This is a genomic window from Haloarcula sp. R1-2, assembly GCF_011627385.1.
Classification (GTDB): domain Archaea; phylum Halobacteriota; class Halobacteria; order Halobacteriales; family Haloarculaceae; genus Haloarcula; species Haloarcula marismortui.
Window position 1 is genome coordinate 34847 of sequence record NZ_JAANTG010000003.1, and the last position, 18220, is coordinate 53066.

At 61.5% G+C, this 18220-nt stretch carries 20 protein-coding genes; 12 read left to right on the plus strand and 8 right to left on the minus strand.

Translation table 11 applies throughout. The features are described 5' to 3' along the window. Positions 1-66: 66 nt before the first annotated feature. The 6 genes from G9C82_RS14330 (at position 67) to yqeB (ending at position 5761) form a co-directional block, all read left to right on the plus strand. Positions 67-636 (plus strand): (2Fe-2S)-binding protein, encoded by a 570-nt coding sequence (locus tag G9C82_RS14330; protein WP_127014468.1) that lies wholly within the window; start codon positions 67-69, stop codon positions 634-636. Further along, positions 633-3113, plus strand: coding sequence for a xanthine dehydrogenase family protein molybdopterin-binding subunit (locus G9C82_RS14335; protein WP_127014469.1), 2481 nt, complete (start codon positions 633-635; stop codon positions 3111-3113). The genes G9C82_RS14330 and G9C82_RS14335 overlap by 4 nt, the downstream gene beginning before the upstream one ends. 101 nt (positions 3114-3214) lie before the next feature. Then, the gene (locus G9C82_RS14340; protein WP_007190628.1) at positions 3215-3586 is read left to right on the plus strand and encodes a DsrE/DsrF/TusD sulfur relay family protein; all 372 of its coding nucleotides are present in this window, start codon (positions 3215-3217) and stop codon (positions 3584-3586) included. After that, positions 3583-3936, plus strand: a complete 354-nt coding sequence (locus G9C82_RS14345; protein WP_127014470.1) for a DsrE family protein — start codon at positions 3583-3585, stop codon at positions 3934-3936. The genes G9C82_RS14340 and G9C82_RS14345 overlap by 4 nt, the downstream gene beginning before the upstream one ends. Positions 3937-3938: 2 nt before the next feature. Then, entirely contained in the window at positions 3939-4184 is a 246-nt protein-coding gene (locus tag G9C82_RS14350; RefSeq protein WP_004965490.1) for a hypothetical protein, read from the plus strand. Beyond that, entirely contained in the window at positions 4181-5761 is a 1581-nt protein-coding gene (gene yqeB / locus G9C82_RS14355; RefSeq protein ID WP_127014471.1) for a selenium-dependent molybdenum cofactor biosynthesis protein YqeB, read from the plus strand. Before G9C82_RS14350 ends, yqeB begins: the two co-directional genes overlap by 4 nt. A gap of 17 nt (positions 5762-5778) precedes the next feature. Here yqeB and selD read toward each other — a convergent pair whose 3' ends face one another. Continuing rightward, a complete protein-coding gene (selD, locus tag G9C82_RS14360; RefSeq protein WP_127014472.1) occupies positions 5779-6819 on the minus strand; it encodes a selenide, water dikinase SelD in 1041 nt (346 codons plus the stop codon). Positions 6820-6821: 2 nt separating this feature from the next. Continuing rightward, positions 6822-7070: a sulfurtransferase TusA family protein gene (locus G9C82_RS14365; protein ID WP_011222658.1), complete on the minus strand. Its 249-nt coding sequence runs from the start codon at positions 7068-7070 to the stop codon at positions 6822-6824. 94 nt (positions 7071-7164) lie between these two features. Between G9C82_RS14365 and yqeC the strand changes: the two genes are divergently transcribed. From yqeC to phnE, 6 genes are all read left to right on the plus strand, one after another. After that, complete coding sequence (gene yqeC, locus G9C82_RS14370; protein WP_127014473.1) at positions 7165-7947, plus strand: selenium cofactor biosynthesis protein YqeC; 783 nt, start codon at positions 7165-7167, stop codon at positions 7945-7947. A gap of 46 nt (positions 7948-7993) precedes the next feature. Beyond that, a complete protein-coding gene (locus G9C82_RS14375) occupies positions 7994-8611 on the plus strand; it encodes a nucleotidyltransferase family protein (protein WP_127014474.1) in 618 nt (205 codons plus the stop codon). Positions 8612-8643: 32 nt separating this feature from the next. After that, positions 8644-9024: a Rid family detoxifying hydrolase gene (locus G9C82_RS14380; protein WP_004965502.1), complete on the plus strand. Its 381-nt coding sequence runs from the start codon at positions 8644-8646 to the stop codon at positions 9022-9024. 89 nt (positions 9025-9113) lie between these two features. Beyond that, positions 9114-9989 (plus strand): phosphate/phosphite/phosphonate ABC transporter substrate-binding protein, encoded by an 876-nt coding sequence (phnD, locus tag G9C82_RS14385; RefSeq protein ID WP_127014475.1) that lies wholly within the window; start codon positions 9114-9116, stop codon positions 9987-9989. After that, entirely contained in the window at positions 9986-10807 is an 822-nt protein-coding gene (locus G9C82_RS14390) for a phosphonate ABC transporter ATP-binding protein (protein ID WP_127014476.1), read from the plus strand. The genes phnD and G9C82_RS14390 overlap by 4 nt, the downstream gene beginning before the upstream one ends. Then, complete coding sequence (gene phnE / locus G9C82_RS14395) at positions 10800-11678, plus strand: phosphonate ABC transporter, permease protein PhnE (protein ID WP_127014477.1); 879 nt, start codon at positions 10800-10802, stop codon at positions 11676-11678. Before G9C82_RS14390 ends, phnE begins: the two co-directional genes overlap by 8 nt. 28 nt (positions 11679-11706) lie before the next feature. On the opposite strand, the gene G9C82_RS14400 is transcribed toward phnE, so the two are convergent. The 6 genes from G9C82_RS14400 to rdfA form a co-directional block, all read right to left on the minus strand. Continuing rightward, positions 11707-13041 (minus strand): 5'-deoxyadenosine deaminase, encoded by a 1335-nt coding sequence (locus G9C82_RS14400; protein ID WP_127014478.1) that lies wholly within the window; start codon positions 13039-13041, stop codon positions 11707-11709. A gap of 119 nt (positions 13042-13160) precedes the next feature. Beyond that, positions 13161-13358 carry a 30S ribosomal protein S17e gene (locus tag G9C82_RS21035; RefSeq protein ID WP_004965512.1) on the minus strand — a complete coding sequence of 66 codons (198 nt, stop codon included), beginning with the start codon at positions 13356-13358 and terminating at the stop codon, positions 13161-13163. Between the two features lie 144 nt (positions 13359-13502). After that, the gene (gene nadE, locus G9C82_RS14410) at positions 13503-14351 is read right to left on the minus strand and encodes an NAD(+) synthase (RefSeq protein ID WP_007190639.1); all 849 of its coding nucleotides are present in this window, start codon (positions 14349-14351) and stop codon (positions 13503-13505) included. Between the two features lie 414 nt (positions 14352-14765). Then, entirely contained in the window at positions 14766-15590 is an 825-nt protein-coding gene (locus tag G9C82_RS14415; protein WP_127014479.1) for a hypothetical protein, read from the minus strand. A 156-nt stretch (positions 15591-15746) separates the two neighbouring features. After that, complete coding sequence (locus G9C82_RS14420) at positions 15747-17537, minus strand: archaea-specific SMC-related protein (RefSeq protein ID WP_127014480.1); 1791 nt, start codon at positions 17535-17537, stop codon at positions 15747-15749. Then, positions 17534-18181: a rod-determining factor RdfA gene (gene rdfA / locus G9C82_RS14425; RefSeq protein WP_007190641.1), complete on the minus strand. Its 648-nt coding sequence runs from the start codon at positions 18179-18181 to the stop codon at positions 17534-17536. The genes G9C82_RS14420 and rdfA overlap by 4 nt, the downstream gene beginning before the upstream one ends. Between the last annotated feature and the right edge of the window lie 39 nt (positions 18182-18220).

The window sequence follows — 18220 nt, forward strand, 5'->3', positions numbered from 1 at the left end:
TCCGCGATAGCTATTTACCGCTCTGTTCGTCACGTTGCTGACATAGCCAGCGAGCTGATGAGTCATATGGAAATCGAACTAGAAATTAACGGTGTGGAACGGACTGTCGAAGCATCGAAGTCCGATTCGCTTCTCGATGTCCTTCGGCGGAACGGGTACACCGGATCGAAACGGGGGTGTGACACCGGCGCGTGCGGCTTCTGTACGGTCCACGTCGACGGCGAACCGGTGAAATCCTGCGTCGAGCCGGTGACGAAAGTACGGGACACATCCGTCGAGACAATCGAAGGCCTGGGCGAACAGGACGACCTGCATCCGGTGCAACAGGCATTTGTCGACAATACTGCGCTACAGTGTGGCTTCTGTATCCCGGGGATGATCATGCGCTCGACGGCGCTGCTGGAGACGAACCCGAACCCGACCGAACAGGAGGTCCGGGAAGCCCTGTCGGACAACCTCTGTCGGTGTACTGGCTACAAGAAAATCGTCGAAGCGGTGCTAGACGCCGCCGAGCGGATGGACAGCGACACAGCCGTCGCCGCCGATGGTGGGCAGGCAATGGATGGCGACGGCGGGGCCGCCACGGTGACCGAGTGTGCACTCGGCGACTGCGATTGCATGGAGGGCGATCAGTGAGCGATTCAGACCGGGTACGGGAGACGAGCAAGCAACCCGAAGGGACAGAGAGAACGGAATCGGACCCAGCCGAAGCCGACAGGGAGTCAGAGACGGGGGCGGCACGCGAACCCGACCGGAAGCCCGAATCGGAGCGCGACGCCATTACCGTGGACGAGGAGAAAGACGACGCACGGAAAATCGTCACCGGGCAAGCCCGCTACACGGCGGACTACCGCGACCGGTTCCCCGACCTCGCCCACGGCAAGGTCGTTCGCAGCGACATCGCCCACGGCTACGTCGAGTCGGTCGACACGAGCGCCGCCGAGGCGATGGACGGGGTCGACGCCGTCATCACGCCGTTCGACGACGTGGTCCCGGACAAGCTGTACTCCAGTTCGGGCCAGTCATACCCCGAGCCGAGCCCGTGGGACCTGAAAGTGTTGCGCGAGCACGTCCGTTTCGTCGGCGACCCGGTCGCTGCTGTCGCAGCCGATGACCCGGAGACAGCAGACCGAGCCGCCCGGAAAGTCGAAATCGAGTACCGGGAGCTGGATGCCGTGTTCGACCCCGAGGAGGCATTGGATGAAGACGCCCCGCAACTGTTCGAGGCCGACGACGTGGAGAACAAGCAGTCGGGCGCGGACTACAACCGGAACCTCGAATCGTACTTCGAGGGCGAACTCGGTGACGTGAATTCGGCGTTTGAGCGGGCCAGCAACGACGACGAGCGGCACGTCATCGAGACGGAGTGGGAGACACCGTACCAGTCCCACTGCGTCCCGGAACCGCACACGACCATCGCCTACACCGACGAGGACGACCGGCACACGTTCATCACGGCGACGCAGGTCCCCTTTCACACCCGCCGCCAGATAGCGCACCTGTTCGACGTGCCCATCCGTGACGTGCGGGTGAAGAAACCGCGTATCGGCGCAGGGTTCGGGTCGAAACAGGAGATGGCGATAGAACCAATCGCGTTCGCGCTGCATCTCGCGGCGGGCCGACCGGTCAAACTGGAAATGAGTCGTCAGGAGGAGTTCACCGCGCTTCGCTTTCGGCATCCGATGCAGATGCAGATGCAGACCGCAGTGACTGACGACGGCGACATCGAGGCGATGGACCTCTACACGCTGTCGAACTCGGGAGCCTACGGCACCCACGGCATGACCGTCGCGAACAACGTCGGAACGAAGCCACTGCCACTCTATCCCCGGGTCTCGAACGTCCGCTTTTCAGGGGATGTAGTACACACGAACCTCCCCATGGGGGCAGCCATGCGGGGCTACGGCGCGCCGCAGGGACATTTCGCCGTCGAAGCGCACATGGACGAGGTAGCCCGTCGCCTCGACTTCGACCCCATCGAGTTCCGCCTGCAGAACGCGGTCCGGGAGGGCGACCTCGACCGGAGCGTCGCAATTCTGAAAGACGGTGACCGGTTCACCCGGACGATTCGCTCGTGTGGCCTCCGCAAGTGTGTCGAACGCGGGAAGGCGGCTATCGACTACGACGACCTCGAACAACCGGACGAAGACCATCTGCACCGCGGCGTCGGAATGGCACTCATCGCCCAAGGGAGCGGTGTCGCGGGGAAGGAACTCGGCGCAGCGCAGGTACAGATGAACGAGGACGGGAGCTTCCACCTGCAGGTCGGCGGCGTCGACACCGGGACCGGCGCGGACACGATGTTCTCCCAGATTGCCGCCGAGGTGCTGGGTTGCACCCCCGAGGATGTCGTCGTCATCGCCGCCGATACCGACCTGACGCCGTTCGACTATGGCGCGTACGCCTCTTCAACGACATACATCAGCGGCCGCGCGGTAAAGAACGCCGCCGAGGACGCCAAAGAGCGGTTGCTGGAGTGGGGGTCGAAACTGCTCGAGGAGCCGCCGGACGTGCTCGACACCGGCGACGGCGACGTATACAGCGAGCGGACCGGGAAGCGCGTGTCGCTGGAGGAAATCGGCTATGAAGCGACCTACGGCGATGACGAGCGCGAACACATCCTCGGGGACGGGAACCATTCGACCAACGAAAGCCCGCCGCCCTACGGTGCGCAGTTCGTCGACGTGACTGTCGATACGGAAACTGGCGAGTACGAACTCAACAAGCTAGTGTTTGCGGCCGACTGTGGCGTCGCAATAAATCCCGCGCTGGTCGAAGGCCAGATAGAGGGCGGCGAGCACATGAGCCTCGAATACGCCACGAGCGGCGACCTGACCTTCGATGAGGACGGGAATCCAGACGTGCTCGGCTTCCGCCAGTACGGGATGCCGCGAACGACGGACCACCCTGAAATGGAGACGATTCTGGTGGAAACACACGAACCCACGGGTCCGTTCGGCGCGAAGTCTATCGCGGAACTCCCCACGAACGGCGTCCCGCCGGCGCTCTCAAACGCCATCCGCGACGCCGTCGGCGTTCGGCTGACCGAGTTGCCGTTCACTGCGGAGGACCTAATGGCGGCACTGGACGACCAGTCCGGTGCCGGAAAATAAGTTACCGAACGGTCGGTATTTTGCTGAAAAGTGCCACACCCAGAGACCGTGCTCGTGTGTCAGGCAAACTATTAAGACCGGTTCACCGAAATTCCGACAGTATGGCGTACATCGGCTTTCTGCTGACAGGGGGTCCCTTCGACAGCGAGCGGTGGCGCACCGCCTACGAGCTGGGGCGAGCGGCGCTGGATCAGGGCCACGAGGTGAGCTACTTCCACTACCTCGACGGCGCGCTCGTCCCCGTCGCGGACCAGACCCTACCCGGCTGTTCGGACAGCGGACTGTACGACGAAATGCCGACCGAGAAGTTTCAGGAGCTTATCGCGGACGGGGCGGAAGTCATCTGCTGTGGGCTCTGTGTCGACGCACGCGGAATCGACGCACCCGCCGACTACCCCGAGGGCGTCGAAGTCGGGCTGCTTCCGGACTTTGCAGACATCGTCGGCGAGGCCGACCGGGTGGTTTCGCTATGAAACGAGAGGTCGTGGTATTGCTCACCCGTGCACCGTACGGCCGAGTCCACGTCCCGGAGGGGCTGCGCGCCGCCCGTGGCGTCGCGGCTGGCTTCGATATGCACGACGTGACTGTGATATTCACGCAGGACGGCGTGTACGGCGCTCGAGATGCTGTCGACCGCGAGGCGCTCACCATGAGCGGGCACGTCGTCGACCTGGCGGAACAGGACGGGCAGATGGTCGCGGACGGCGCGGCGATGGCCGAGCGCGGTGTCGACGAGAGCGAAATCGCCGACGACGTGGCCGTCTGGTCGGACGACCGCGTCACCGCCCGAATTCGTGACGCCGACCGGACACTGGACTTCTGACAATGCTATATCTCATCGACAAGCCGATGGCAGAAATCGGACTGCGTACTGCCGCCGGGGACCCCGAGGCGCACGTCGTCCTGATTCAGGACGGCGTCTACCTCACACCAGATATCGACGCACCAGTTTCAGCGGTCGCGAGAGACGTGGCCGTGCGTGGTGTCTCGCTGCCGCCGGACATCGACCGGATATCCTACGACGCCGTAGTCGAACGCCTGGTCGAACAGGAGGTCAAGAGCTTCGTATGAGCCTGTTCGAACAGCTTGATGAACTGGCAGCGCAAGGAAAGCCGGCGGCGCTCCTGACTATCGTCCGCAAGGACGGCAGCGCACCGCGGGACGTGGGGGACAAGATGATCGTCACCGCTGACGAAGAGTACGGAACCATCGGTGGCGGCACGGTCGAGCATCTCGCCGTACAGGACGCCCGGTCAGTGCTTTCGGGAGCCGACGACCCTGGTGTCCGGACGTACGAACTCGAACGCGGCGGCAACACGGGCATGGTCTGTGGCGGCGAGATGGACGTGTTCATCGACCATGTTCGCGGACAGGCACAGCTCTACATCGCCGGCGGCGGCCACATCAGCGTCGAACTGGCCCCACTGGCGGAGCGACTGGGCTACGCCGTCACCGTGGTCGACGACCGCGAGGCGTACGCCGACCCGACGCAGTTCCCCGACGAGACGGACGTGATTCACGGCGAATACGGAGAGGCGCTCGGTGACCTGCCGATGGGGACAGAGACAGCCGTGGCCGTCGCGACGCGGAGCGGGACGTTCGATCAGGCTGCCGTCGCCGCAGCGCTGGACGGCGAGGCTGGCTACGTTGGCCTCGTCGCAAGCGAGACAAAGGCCGACCACGTGCTCGATTCGCTCGCCGAGTCCGGGTACGCCCGTCGGGACCTCAGCCGGGTCCAGACACCGGTGGGACTCGACCTCGGCGGGAGCGGGCCAGCCGCCGTCGCGCTCTCGATTCTCGCCGAGGTCACCATGGACCGCCACGACGCCACCGGTGCGCGGGCGACGCGCCTGAATCTCGACGACCTCGTCGTCGTCCGCGGTGGCGGCGACCTCGGCAGCGGCGTCGTCTATCGGCTTCAGCAGGCCGGCTTTCCGGTCATCGTCACCGAAGTCGACCAACCGACAGTCGTCCGGCGGGCGGTCGCCTTCGGCGCGGCGCTGTACGAAGACGAGGTGGAAGTCGAAGGAGTCACTGGCCGTGCAGCAGCGGACATCGACGAGGCACTCGAACTGCTCGCCGACGATGTCGTGCCGGTACTCGTCGACCCCGAGGCGACTGTCGCTGACGACCTCGACGCGGCGGTCCTCGTCGACGCGATTATGGCGAAAGGGGCGTTCGACACCGGTACGCGCCGGGAAGACGCCGATGTGGTGGTCGGGATGGGGCCCGGTTTCGAGGCCGGCGAGGACGTGGACGCGGTCGTCGAGACCGACCGCGGGCACGAACTTGGCCGCGTGTTCTACGAGGGGACAGCGAGTGAGTACGATGGCGAGCCCGGCGAACGGCGCGGCTACACCCACGAACGGGTGCTTCGCGCCCCGACAGACGGTGAGTGGACCCCCACGGTCGCCATCGGCGATAGTGTCACAGCCGGCGACGTGGTCGGCACCGTCGGCGACCGGCCGGTCGAAACCGAGATAGATGGACTGGTTCGCGGCCTAGTTCACGGCGGCCTCGGTGTCAGCGAGGGCACCAAACTCGGCGATGTCGACCCTCGTGGTGAGTCTGTCGACCCAACGAAAATCTCCGACAAAGCGCTGTGTCTCGGCGGTGGCGTGCTAGAGGCAGTGCTCCGGTTGCGGTAGAAGGCTCTTAATCGACGTTAGCGGCTGACTTCTTCGATAGTCGGGTCCGAAAGTGAGACACCGCGTCCGGCCGTAACACGTCCGACAGCACGGTAGAACACGCCGGCGTCGTCGAACGCCGTTTCGACGGCGTCAGTCGCAGTCGGCGGGACGGAGACGAACAGTCCCCCGCTGGTCTCCGCGCTCTCGCCCGCAGTCAACCCGTATCCGAAAAGCGTCGAGAGGGCAGGCGTTCCCGTGATGACCGGGAGATGTGTCAGTTCGATACCAACGTTCGAGCGGGCGGCCACCACGCGGCTCTGCCCGACGAGGCCGAAGCCGGTAATATCAGTCGCGGCTGTCGCGTATTCGCGGCACGCAACTGTTGCGTCCCGGTTCGGTGTGGTCATCCACGCAATAGCCTCCGAAGCAATGGTGTCGAGCGGCCGGTCAGTAGCGTCGGTGACCGTCTCGACGAACTGCTCGTCAGTCACGCGGGTCGCCCCCATAGCTGGCTGTGTCCCGAGCGGTTTGGTCAGGTAGAGCCGGTCGCCGGGACTGGCTCCCTGCGAGGTGAGGAGGGCGTCGGGACGCCCCGTTGCCGAGATGGCCCCGCCGGCGAAGGGCCACGGACACATAATGGTGTGACCGCCGGCGATGACGCCATCCATCGCGTCCAGTGCGTCAGCCATGCCGGCGAGAATTGGCGCTGCGCTCTCGGTTAGTGCTCGTGGGAGTCCGAGGACGACCAAGCAGTCGACATTCTCGACCGCACCCGTAGCGAAGGCATCGCTAGCGGCGTTGCAGGCAGCGATACGGCCGAAGTCGTACGGGTCGTCGACGATAGGTGTGAAGAAATCCACCGTCGAGACCAACGCGAGGTCGTCGGTAAGTTTCCGCGCAGCGGCGTCCTCGCCAATGCCGAACAGCAACGCGTCGCTCTCACCGGTGAGGCCGGCATCGGCGAGCAGCGAATCGAGGTCGCTCTGGCCAACTTTGCAGGAACAGCCGTGGAGTTCCGTGTACTCCGTCAGGCGCGTCGTCTCGTCGTCATCGTCAGTCGCCGCGTCGGGTCCCACACTCAGGCCTCCGATAGCGACGCCATCTCGGTCACCCGAAGTTCGAGTTCGAACTCGTCCGACTCGCCAGCGGTCTCCGCGGTCGTCACGTCGATGCCGTGCGTCGTACACATCCGCCGGAGGTTCTCTTCGGCCGGCGGGTAATCACCTCGAACGACGAGCGTCTCGCCGGTATCGAGGTCCGAAAGCGCCTGCCGGACAATGAGCGCCGGCCGGGGGCAGATTTCACCACGAACGTCTACGCGGGCCATACCGGTACGTGTGCCATTAGATCACAAAAACGCTATCGCCGCCACACGTGGTTGCGCCGGTAAGCTATTTGTGTGTCTTGCGCGGAGCGAGCGTATGGATCTGGCTGCTGCGCTGGGCCTGGGTTCCAGCGCCGCTGTCGCCTTTGTCGGGGCCGGCGGGAAGAAAACCGCGATGGGACAACTGACGACCGAGGGAACTGACGAGGGATACGACGTGGGCTACACGACGACGACAGCGATGCCGCCCCCGCCCGACCTGCCTCTGACGCTCACCGACCCGGACGGGTGGCGTACCGACCTCGAGACGCGCGACCCGCCGATTGCTGTCGCTCGCGAGGAGGTAGCCGATCCGGCGCGAGTCAACCGGAAGGTTCGCGGATTCGAGGCGAGTGTGATAGAGCAGCTATCCGATGCCGGACTCTTCGACTGGCTTCTCGTCAAGGCTGACGGGGCACGCAAGCGGGAGTTCAAAGCGCCTAGCGACGGAGAGCCAGTCGTCCCGAGTACAGCGACCCACGTCGTCCCGGTCGCCTCGGTCGCCGCCGTCGGTGAAGCGCTGACGACGGACGTGGTCCATCGACCGGAGCGGGTCGCGGATATCACCGGCCTTCGTGTGGGCGACACGATTACTGCGGCGGCTGTCGGGACAGTGCTCACACATCCCAACGGTGGCCTCCGAAACGCGCCAGCCGAGGCGTCTGTGATACCGCTAGTCAACAAAGCGGATACCGAACCACAGCGGCGTATCGCTACTGACGTGCTCACCCACGCGCTTTCACAGACAGAGCGGTGTTCTCGGGGCGTCATCACATCGTTCGCGTCGGATATCTGTGAAGTGGTCTCAAGATCGGATGTGCAAGAGGAGAACCAGCGATGACTGACTGCGAGGGCACAGCCGGTAGTGTTGCGAGACGAGGGGTATTATGAGCGGTCAACATCGGACCAGAGTCGGCGGTGTCATCCTCGCTGCTGGGCGGAGTTCTCGATACGAGTCGGGTAACAAACTGCTGGCGACTATCGATGGGAAAGCAGTCGTCCGACAGGTGGCCGAAACCGCCTGCAAGTCATCGCTGTCGGACGCTGTCGCCGTCCTCGGCCACAAAAAAGTGGCCGTCGCTGCTGCGCTGGATGGCCTCTCGCTCTCGGTTCAGCATAACGACGAGTACGCGACCGGCCAGAGTGCGTCGGTTCGACATGGAGTCGAGTTTGCCCGTTCGGCCGGCTGGGACGCCGCCCTGTTCTTGCTGGGCGATATGCCGTTTGTACGCGTCGAAACCATCGAGGAGCTTCTCGAAGCGTACCGTACAGGAACGGCAACCGTTGTTGTTCCCGAGCACGAGGGGAGACGGGGTAATCCGGTGCTTTTCGACAACTGCCATTTCGATGCGCTCGCCTCTGTCTCCGGCGACCGCGGCGGTCGAGATATCATCGAGACCACCGAGAAGACAGCGTTCATCGAGGTTTCGGACCCCGGCGTCCACTGGGATATCGACACCGATGCTGACCTCGCCGAGTTCACCGACCGCCGCGACAGCCTGTAAATTTAAGACACTGATGGTGGAACACTCGGCTGATGAAACGGACTATCAGCACGGCCGATGCACCCGATGCAGTCGGGGCGTACAGTCAGGCAACGACAAACGGTTCGCTCGTGTTCACCGCGGGCCAGATTCCGATGACGCCCGACGGCGACCTGCTGGACGACAAACCGATAGCGACACAGGCGGAACAGGCGCTATCGAACGTCGAAGCGGTGCTGGCATCTGAGGGGCTGGAGATGAGTGACGTATTGAAGGTGACCGTCTATCTTGATGACATCGACGACTTTGAGGACATGAACGACACGTATGCCGGCTTCTTCGACGAAGCGCCGCCGGCCCGGAGCGCAGTTGAGGTCGCAAATCTGCCAAAGGGTGTCGGCGTCGAAATCGAAGCCATCGCAACGAACGACTGAGGCCGACAGACGCGCACTGCTGTCGTGGGCCACACAGCCGGGATGTGGCGCACACAACTTTCAAGCCCGGCGACTCGCATCACAGCGTAATGCGACCCACGAGGCGTGAATTCCTGGGAACAGCGGCAGCGCTCTCACTGTCAGGCTGTCTCGGAGGGACAGCAACGCCGACGCTGACGGTCGGTATCGTGCCCGACGTGGACCCGGATACCGCCATCGAACAGAACACCGAACTCGCGGCGTATCTGGCGACCGAACTTGACGTCGAGACCGAGCTACGCACAGCGGCTGACTATGCCGGGATGGTACAGGCGATGGTCGCGGGCCAGGTCGATATTGCCTATTACGGCGGTGTATCGTACATTCTGGCGCATCATCGAGCAGGTGCAAAGCCAGTCGCCGTCGGGTCACGGAATGGACAGACAGAGTGGCACTCCGTGTTCATCGCCCCGTCAGATAGTGACCTGACAGAAATGGCAGACGTAGTCGAGACTGCAAGCGAGACCGAACTGGTGTTTGGCGACCCGCTCTCGACCAGTGGAACCGTGATGCCGACGTACCACCTTCGGACAGAGTACAGCCTACACACCGACGCGTTCGCACAGGTCACACACGTCGGTGCCCACGACGCAACGGCAGCGACAGTCGGCCGGACGAGCGGTGTCATCGGGGCGCTGAACGCCCGCATCTACGATAGACTACTCGCAGAGGACGCTGTTGATGGGGTACAAGAGCTCTGGCGAACCCCCGGTTTCCCTGATTACCCGTGGGCCGTTGCCCCGTCGCTAGAGGCAACGACAGCGGACGCTGTGCAGACGGCGTTCACGACCCTCGATTCGAAAAGGCGAACGGACATTCTCGACCAGCAGGCTGTCGACCAGTACGTCGGGGTGAGCCACGACGCGTTCACCTCGCTGGAAACGGCCGTCGAGATGGCTGGCATCGAACGGGGAGGCGACGGGTGAGGAGCAAGTGCACAGCGCGGCCAGAGGGCAAACAGTCAGGCCAGGGGCTCGTTTTCGATAGTGTCACCAAGCGATTCGGCGGGAAAGTTGCGGTACGGGATGTCTCGCTCAAACTGGAAGCCGGTGAACGGGTCGCCGTCATCGGCCCGTCGGGAGCCGGCAAAACCACGCTTCTCAGGCTGGCAGCCGGCGCGTTACAGCCTGATGTTGGAACAGTGCGCTTCAACGGGAGCAGCAGTACGGGTTCGACCGCGACGCTTGCGTATCAGGGGGGGACGCTCGTGAACCGGCGGACAGCACTGTCGAACGTCCTCACTGGACGCCTCGGAGCCCTGTCCTGGCTCCGTGGCTTCATCGAGCCACTGCTGCCCCAGCATCCAGAGCCAGCCCTCGAACGACTCGATGCCGTCGGGCTGGCCGACCGGGCCGATGTCCCCGCGAAATCGTTGAGTGCCGGCGAACGCCAGCGGGTCGCCTTCGCACGGGCCCTCATGCAGGATGCCGAGGTCGTGTTGGCCGACGAACCGACAGCGAACCTCGACCCCAGCTCCCGTCGGAACGTTATCGACGTGCTCGACGCCGCCCTCGACGAGGAACTGCTGGTCACCGTCCTTCACGAGGTCGACCTGGCACTGGAGCACTTCGACCGGATTGTCGGCATGGCGGATGGCCGAGTCAGGTTTGATACGCCCGCACGGGCGGTGACCGACGACCAACTGGATGCCCTCTTTGCGGCGGGGGCATCCCCGCCGGGTACCGACGCCGAACGAACGGGAACGGAGAAAGAGAGCGATGTCCCGGTTCCACGGTATGTCTGAGAAATATAGCGGTCCAGATGCCGCCCAGCACGCTGCGACCGGACTCTCGAAACGCCAGCTCACGACACTCCTCGGCGGCTGTGTCATCCTGGCGGCCGCGGCGTGGATTGCCGAAGTGGATCCGATGGCCCTGTTCGCCGCCGGTGCTCGTGAGCAGATGGGCGCGTTCGTTGCCGAGGGCTTCCCACCGGAGACTGGCCGTGAATACCTGCTGGGACGAAGCCTTCGGGATGGCCTGCTGTGGGCTATCGTCGAAACCTTGGCTATCAGCGTTGTCGGAACCACACTCGCTGTCGCGCTCGCCGTTCCACTCGGTCTGACCAGTGCCGCCACTGTCACCCATCGCGGCCCGCTATACAGGAACGCCTCAGCCAGCCGTATCGCCGTCGGCCGCGGCCTCTATCACGCCAGTCGAACCGTACTCAGTTTTCTGCGCTCTGTTCCCGGCATCGTCTGGGGGTTCCTCTTCGTTACCGCTATCGGCCTTGGCCCGTTTGCGGGCGTTCTCGCGCTTGCAGTTCACAACGCCGGTGTCCTGGGAAAACTGTACGCCGATTTCCTTGAAGACACGGACCCGATGACGAACGAGGCAGTTGCCGGAAGTGGCGCAACACGCCTGCAGGCGGTCTGTCACGGGATGGTCCCGCAGGTGACGCCCACAATCGCCTCGTACACGCTGTACCGCTGGGAGTGTACCATCCGGTCGGCCGCCATCCTCGGGTTCGTGGGTGCGGGCGGCGTCGGATACTATCTTGTCATCACCATTCAGCGGTTGCAGTACGGAAAACTCTCGACCGCCATCCTTGCCGTGTTTGCGCTGGTCGTCACGAGCGACTGGCTCGGGTCTCAGTTGCGGACGCGGCTCGGCTGACATTCGGACGAGAGCCAACAGGCCCGCGTCAGGGCTTCTGTTCCTGTGCGGACTTGCGTGCGTCTTCGAGGTCCATCTCAAGGCCCATCGTCGAGGCCTGAGAGCGGACGGCGTCGGCGTCGATAGTGGTTACTTCACCCTGTTCCATGAGGACGTTCCCGTCGACCATCGTGAAGCGGACATCGTCGCCGTGGGCCGCAAACACCAGATGGGAGAGTACGTCGTGCAGCGGCGTTGCCCGCGTGAGGTCCGTATCGAGGCCGACAATGTCAGCGCGCCATCCCTCCCGGATTGCACCGAGTTCCTCGAAGCCGGCGGCTTTCGCACCGTTTCGCGTCGCCATCTCGAAGATTTCGGCTGCCGGTGTCACCGTCGGGTCTAGCTGGTCAACCTTCTGCAGGAGGCTTGCCTGTCGCATCTCGGTAAAGGCGTCGAGGGTGTTGTTACAGGGCGGTCCGTCGTTGCCGATTGCGACGTTGATACCGCGGTCACGGTAGTCCCAGACCGGAGCGATGCCACTGGCGAGTTTCATGTTGGAGGACGGGCAGTGTGTGACATGAGTCCCCGTCTCTGCGAGGACTTCGCGCTCGCTCTCGTCGGTCCAGACACAGTGCGCAAGAACAACGTCCTCCCCCGTGAGTCCCACCTCGTCAAGCCAGTGGATGTTTCGCATCCCAGTGTCTTCTTTCACCGTCTCGATTTCGCTCTGGTTCTCACTGGCGTGGGTGTGGATGCGGACACCGTCGTATTTGTCCACGAGTTCGCGCACCCCACGGAGACAGGCCTCGCTACACGAGACGGCAAAACGGGGTGTGACAGCGTACCGGATCCGGTCGTTATAGGCACCGTGATACTGCTGAATCAGTCGCTCAGATTCGTCCAGTGCGGCCTGTGTGTCCTCTAGCAGGCCGTCGGGCGAGCGCTGGTCCATCAACACCTTCCCGAGCACGCCGCGGATGCCGATCTCACCCGCCGCTTCAAAGGCGCGGTCCGCGTGAGCGACCGACAGGTGGTCAATGCAGGTCGTGGTCCCGCTTTCGATCATCTCCAGATAGCCCAGTTTCGCCGCGACTTCCATCTCCTCGGCCGTGAGGGAGGCTTCCATCGGTAGAATGTAGTCGAACAGCCAATCGAGTAGTTCCGTATCGTCGGCGATGCCGCGGCCGAGACTCTGTACGGAATGGATGTGGCCACCGACGAGCCCCGGCAACAGCACGTCGTATGACTGGTGTTCGTGGTCAGCGTACTGCGATTCGAGTTCGGCCCGGGAACCCACGGCCTCGATACGGTCCCCGGAAACGACGACCGCTCCGTCCTGCAGGACGGTCTCAGAATCCGCAACGACAGTCCCAGTGAGTAACATACGTCCTGCAAGACGGTCTCTACATAAAGAAGGTCCTCATATCGGGATGGCCGCCGAGTGCAGACAATCCGGCCACAGACGTGTGGCGCTCCGTGTGGCGCGTGTGCTTCGTAGTGACCTCAGCTTTGCGAGCCGTTCCGTGTCCGTTTTTTGCGGGTGATGTATCTGGTGAGTCGGGTTTGTGTACGAAACGAATCCACGCTGGCAAGTCGCTGAACGAGACGAGTGTTTGTCTCGTACTGCTCAGTAAACAGTTCAGGATACTCCGACAGTAGCCTGTCGCCGATATCGATTATCTCCTTGGGGTCGGCCTGCATGGATGTGAGAATCGCGGAGTATAGCTGTTAACTGCTTTGCTCACAGAAAGACCACGGTGTGGCTCATACTGTTGGCCGTCCATATTGTGAGAGATTTGCGACCCCTGGGTGGCGAAAGACGCCACAGACAGACAGCCGAGAGTATCAGTTATCCATCGAGGGCTTTGGTGGCGTGTGTCGCTTGTGGCGCGTACTGGCACACCACTGAATCGTTCGCTCGACGACAGATTCGCCAACACCGACTTTGTCGGCCACTGTCGACGCGGAGCAGCCCCTATCAATCGCGAAGTGGAGGATGCTGTCGAGGTCTCGCTGGTCGATGCCCAGCTCCCTCGCATCAGTTGCACCAGTGTGCTCCATTAAACGTGAAGACTGGTCGAGTAGGTTCGATGGAACCGCGAGCGCATCAGCAAGGGCCTCGATCTCAGTTCGATAGAGGTCGCCAAACAGCGACAGGTCCACGCCGTTCTCGCCGTGTTTCGCAACGGAACCCAGCAGTCGGTCAGTCCGGGAGACCGTCCCAACGACGAGTTCGTTTCTGGTGTTTGCGACGTAGTACTTACACGCCATCCGGAAGCGTTCGCCGGCGTTTTGCATCGCCACGAGGTCGTCCGTCGGCTCACCGGTTTCACCGACGACCCGCTGGAACGCCGTCAGTACCGGCTGCAGGTTGAGCCGGTGACAGTCGATATCCAGCAGCGACGCGACGGTTTCAGCCGTCCGGGCAGGCCCTTCATCGCTTAGCTGTACCGGCATCACCAGTCCGGTCACGTAGTCGGCCCCGATACCGTCGACAGCTAGCGCCGCCGCAACCGTCGATTCGATGCTGCCATCAAGCGGCACGACCAGTCCATTGGCCTCCGCCTCCGTGATCTTGTTCTCCAGAAACACCGGAAGGATTCCCTGTATCCGTCTGGTCGCTGCCTTCGAGGTCGCCAATCCGTGTTCCTCACGCGGGAGTTTGAGCGTGTGAGGGTGCGTCGCTTTGCTCACAGGTCACTCCCTCGCTTGCAACTCTGGATATGCACGGAGATGCAACTAGTGAAACGCATGCATCCAACCAGCCTAATCATGCTAGAAAAGAGGTCACTGATGTCGTATAACTGTTGTCGACAAACGTCATGAGTGTCTTCAGTAGCCTCGATACACCTTATATATTACCTCAGGTTATTACATATTATAAGCGGCCCAATAACCAAGACAGAATATTTTTCGCACTTATTGCCGACCGTACAGACTATAATATTCATGATATTGTCCAATCTTTAGATTTAGGACTGCGAAGGAGGGGTACTTCGAGGCGAAAATATACCCCCACTCAGATCAGCATCCAGCAAACCACGGGGCGTTTTGAGAGGAACGCCACATACACCAGCGATAAAATAAAGTACGCGGCACCAAGGTCCCTTACGTCGCCGATTTGGTCGTTTCCACGGACTGCTCAGTGATGACCAGTTCACGGTTGACAACCCAGTCGACAATCGTGCTACTGTCTATCCGATCCGAGAGGACATCGCCGTCTACAGTGTACCGTCTGACTTTGTACGAATCCATCGCGTTCCGGTTCTCGGTGACGGCTTCGACGGCTTCGATTCGCTCGTCAGTCACGGTATTGCGATACGTGACGCCGGGGACAACGCTGACAGCCGGAACGTCAGTCGGCCAGTCCCAGGTAAACTGCTTGTAGTACTGGTCGAACTGCCACACGAGACTGGCGGCGGAGGTGTCTGCTTCGAGCGTCCCGTCAGCCACCGCCTCCAGTGTCCGGTCCCAGTAGTCTATCACGCAGGATTTGAGGTCCGTCTGAAGCTGTCCCTCGATCATCTTCTGTTCGATGGGATACCGCAGTTCAATAGCGACGATGGCGTGACTGTCGAGATGGGTAAGACATCGCTGACACTCCATCTCAAACACGGAGAGGCCAAGCGGTTGCTCGACCGTGAGATGGACGAGTTCGTTCCCGCAGTTCGGACACCACAGGAATAACACGTCGTCGTGGCTCCCGGTTAGTTCCGCCAGCACAGTCAGATCGTCGAACGCCTTGTCGATGTCGGCGTCCTGTGGCTGTCCGGACTCGCTTGTCGCTGTATTGGAGGTGTCGTCGGTGTACTTTGCGAGTTTGCGGTCTTTTAGCAGTGTTTTGATGACCGAATCGTACGACGAGTGTGACTCCGCGTTCCGTATTCGCCTCAATTTATTTTTCGTCCAATCTTTTACCCGAATGGTCGCCATCTGATTGTTGAACAACCCTACCACTAATAGTATTTTTGTATAATTATCCTAAAATTGAAAATACTCTTAGAGAGTATATTCCGTTCTTGAACAACAGGGTATGCAGTCAAGCAAGGCATCAGCGTCGGTGGTGCGGACACTCCGACTTAAGAGAGACTAGTCAGCCGAGGCCTGTTTTTCGTTCGCAACAGTCCACCGGGTCGGGTCGATCTCGCGTCCGTCAAACGCAGTGTATTCCGGGTACGCAGTGAACACCAGATACTCCGTTCCTTGCTGTAGGTACTCAATAAGGGTGTGCAGATTGTCATCGTCAAGACCGCCAAGGCCGTCAACGAGCAAGAGCGGGACAGCGTCGCCAACATCAAACGACTGGCGGCCGGCCAGCGCTGCCACAAAGCCAATAAGTTCGAGTTCCCCCTCGCTGAGGGCATCTAAGCTCGCTTCCTGACCGTCGCGAGCGACCACAATATCGAAGTCAGCGGTGAGTCGAGCCGTTTCGAACCCCGTCCCAAATCGGGAAAGGATGTCCTGCATCGCCGTATCGAACGCTTCCCGTGCCTCACGCTTGAGTCGGTCTTTTCGGCCCCGGAGTTCCGCGAGGTCGTCACGAAGGGATTCGAGGTCGGTTTCGAGCGTGTCGACGCGGGCCGCTCTCGTTTCGAGTTGCGCCAGTTCGTCGGCGGTGTCTTCGAGTTCGGCCTCGCGGTACTTGATCTCACTTTCGACATCCGAAAGTTCCGCCACGGCCGCATCAACGTGATCGGAAAGCCGCTCCACGTCCCCTTGGGCCTTTTCGAGCCTGCTTCTGGCTGCATCGAGGCTTTGTTTCCGGTCGGCCAGCGTCGTCTTCAACTCAGCGATGACTTCTTCTAAATCGGCTTTTCGCTGGCGAGCCTGGCTGATTTCCTCGCGCTGTGTTTCCAGTTCCTCGACAGTATCTCGGTAGGTCTCCTTCTGGGCGCGAAGCGCCGTGAGTTCGCTCCCAAGAGCGTCCAGCCGGTCAGCCAGGTCCGCTCGTGTTGTCTCGCTGCCGCATGTCCAACAGGCAACGGTGTCCTCGTCGATATCACGCTCCACCTCGGTAAGCAGGTCCAGTCGGTCTTCACTGAGTACCATTTCGGTGGCGGAGTAGACGGACTGGAGTACCTCGGCGTCTCGCTCTACTTGTGAGAGGGACTCCCTCGCCTCCGAAAGTTTGTCTGCAACGTCATTGTACTCCGGGATTTCGAGAGCATCAAGATCATCTTGGCGCTCCGAAAGACGCTGTTCCGTCCGCTCGATACTCTGCTCAAGTCGTTCGACGCGGTTTTGCGCCTGATTCTGTTCAGTTCGTGCTTGGCTGAGCTGACGGCGGACCGACTCCGAACTGTCGTCGCTTCCTGCCTCACTGTCGATCGTCTCACGTTTGGCCTGCAAATCTTCAATTTCGTTTTCTAGCCGTGTCACTTTCTCTTGAACACTGGGAATCCGCTTTTTCGCCTCGCGTGCCTGCGTAAGTTCTGTTTCGATCTGTTCGCGCTCTCGCTGTAACGTCTCGATCTGTGCGTCGATATTCTGGAAGTCGAGCGGCCGCAACAGCACGTCCTCAAGATTTTCTCCTGCCCGGACGGCACGGCGGACTTCGTTGCGCTCGTCCAGACACGCGAACAGTTCAGCGCGTGTCACGTCGTACTCGTCGCTGAGGTATGGCTCACCGCGTCGGGCGACGGTACCGTTCTCACGGGTGAGCGCCACGTCATAGACGCCTGTCGGTGTTTCTAGATGTACTGTCCCGCTTTCTGCCCCTTCGGTCAATTCTGTGGAGGTGCCAAGGGCCGTTTTGATTGCTTCGATGAAGCTCGATTTCCCCTGCCAGTTCGAACCACGGACGACGTTTACTCCCGGCGCTATCGTTGCCGACCCATCAAGTATACCTGCGATTCGTTCGATGTCGATGTTCCAAGTCATGAGTTGTGTGCTGACAGATTCGCGCTCCGGTGTTGCTTACAGACGTACCCACGCTCAAGTGCGACAGCGAACGGAACGCGGGTCGGACAGTCTGGACATCCAAGTTGTATCTGGGCCTCAATCTCCGCGGTGTCACCGCCGTCGATGTCGCCTTTCTTCGCGAGCGATGACAGTGCCGTTTCGGCCTTCTGTTCGACAACCGTCTTGGCCGTTGCCACGCTCTCGCGCTCCCAGTTAGTTGTCGCCTTCTGTGGCTCTTTTTCACCGTCCAGACAGTCGTTGAGATGTGTTCGCATCGTCCCCCACGACACCATATCATCATGGAGCGACGCACCAGGGATGCCTGTAGCTTGCAGTCGCTCGATGAGTTCGTCCCGTTGTAAGTCGTCATCGCCACATAACGTCTCGTAGTCGCTGTCTATACGGGTATCAAGGGCTTCACGACCGTGTTCAGTATACACCTGTTTGAGGAGTCGTTTGTTGAACCACGCTGTCAACGACCGATACCCCATTTCGGTCCGGTCATCGGCGCCTGTCCAGCGTGCGAGCAGGCCATCGTCAAGGGACTCGTAGACGGGGTCCGCTGACGCCAGCCCGTACTTATCGATAACCGCATCTACTTTGCAACCGGAGTCAACAGCCATTGTTCAGTCGTTTCGGCCTGTTCAGTAATAGTTTTTGAC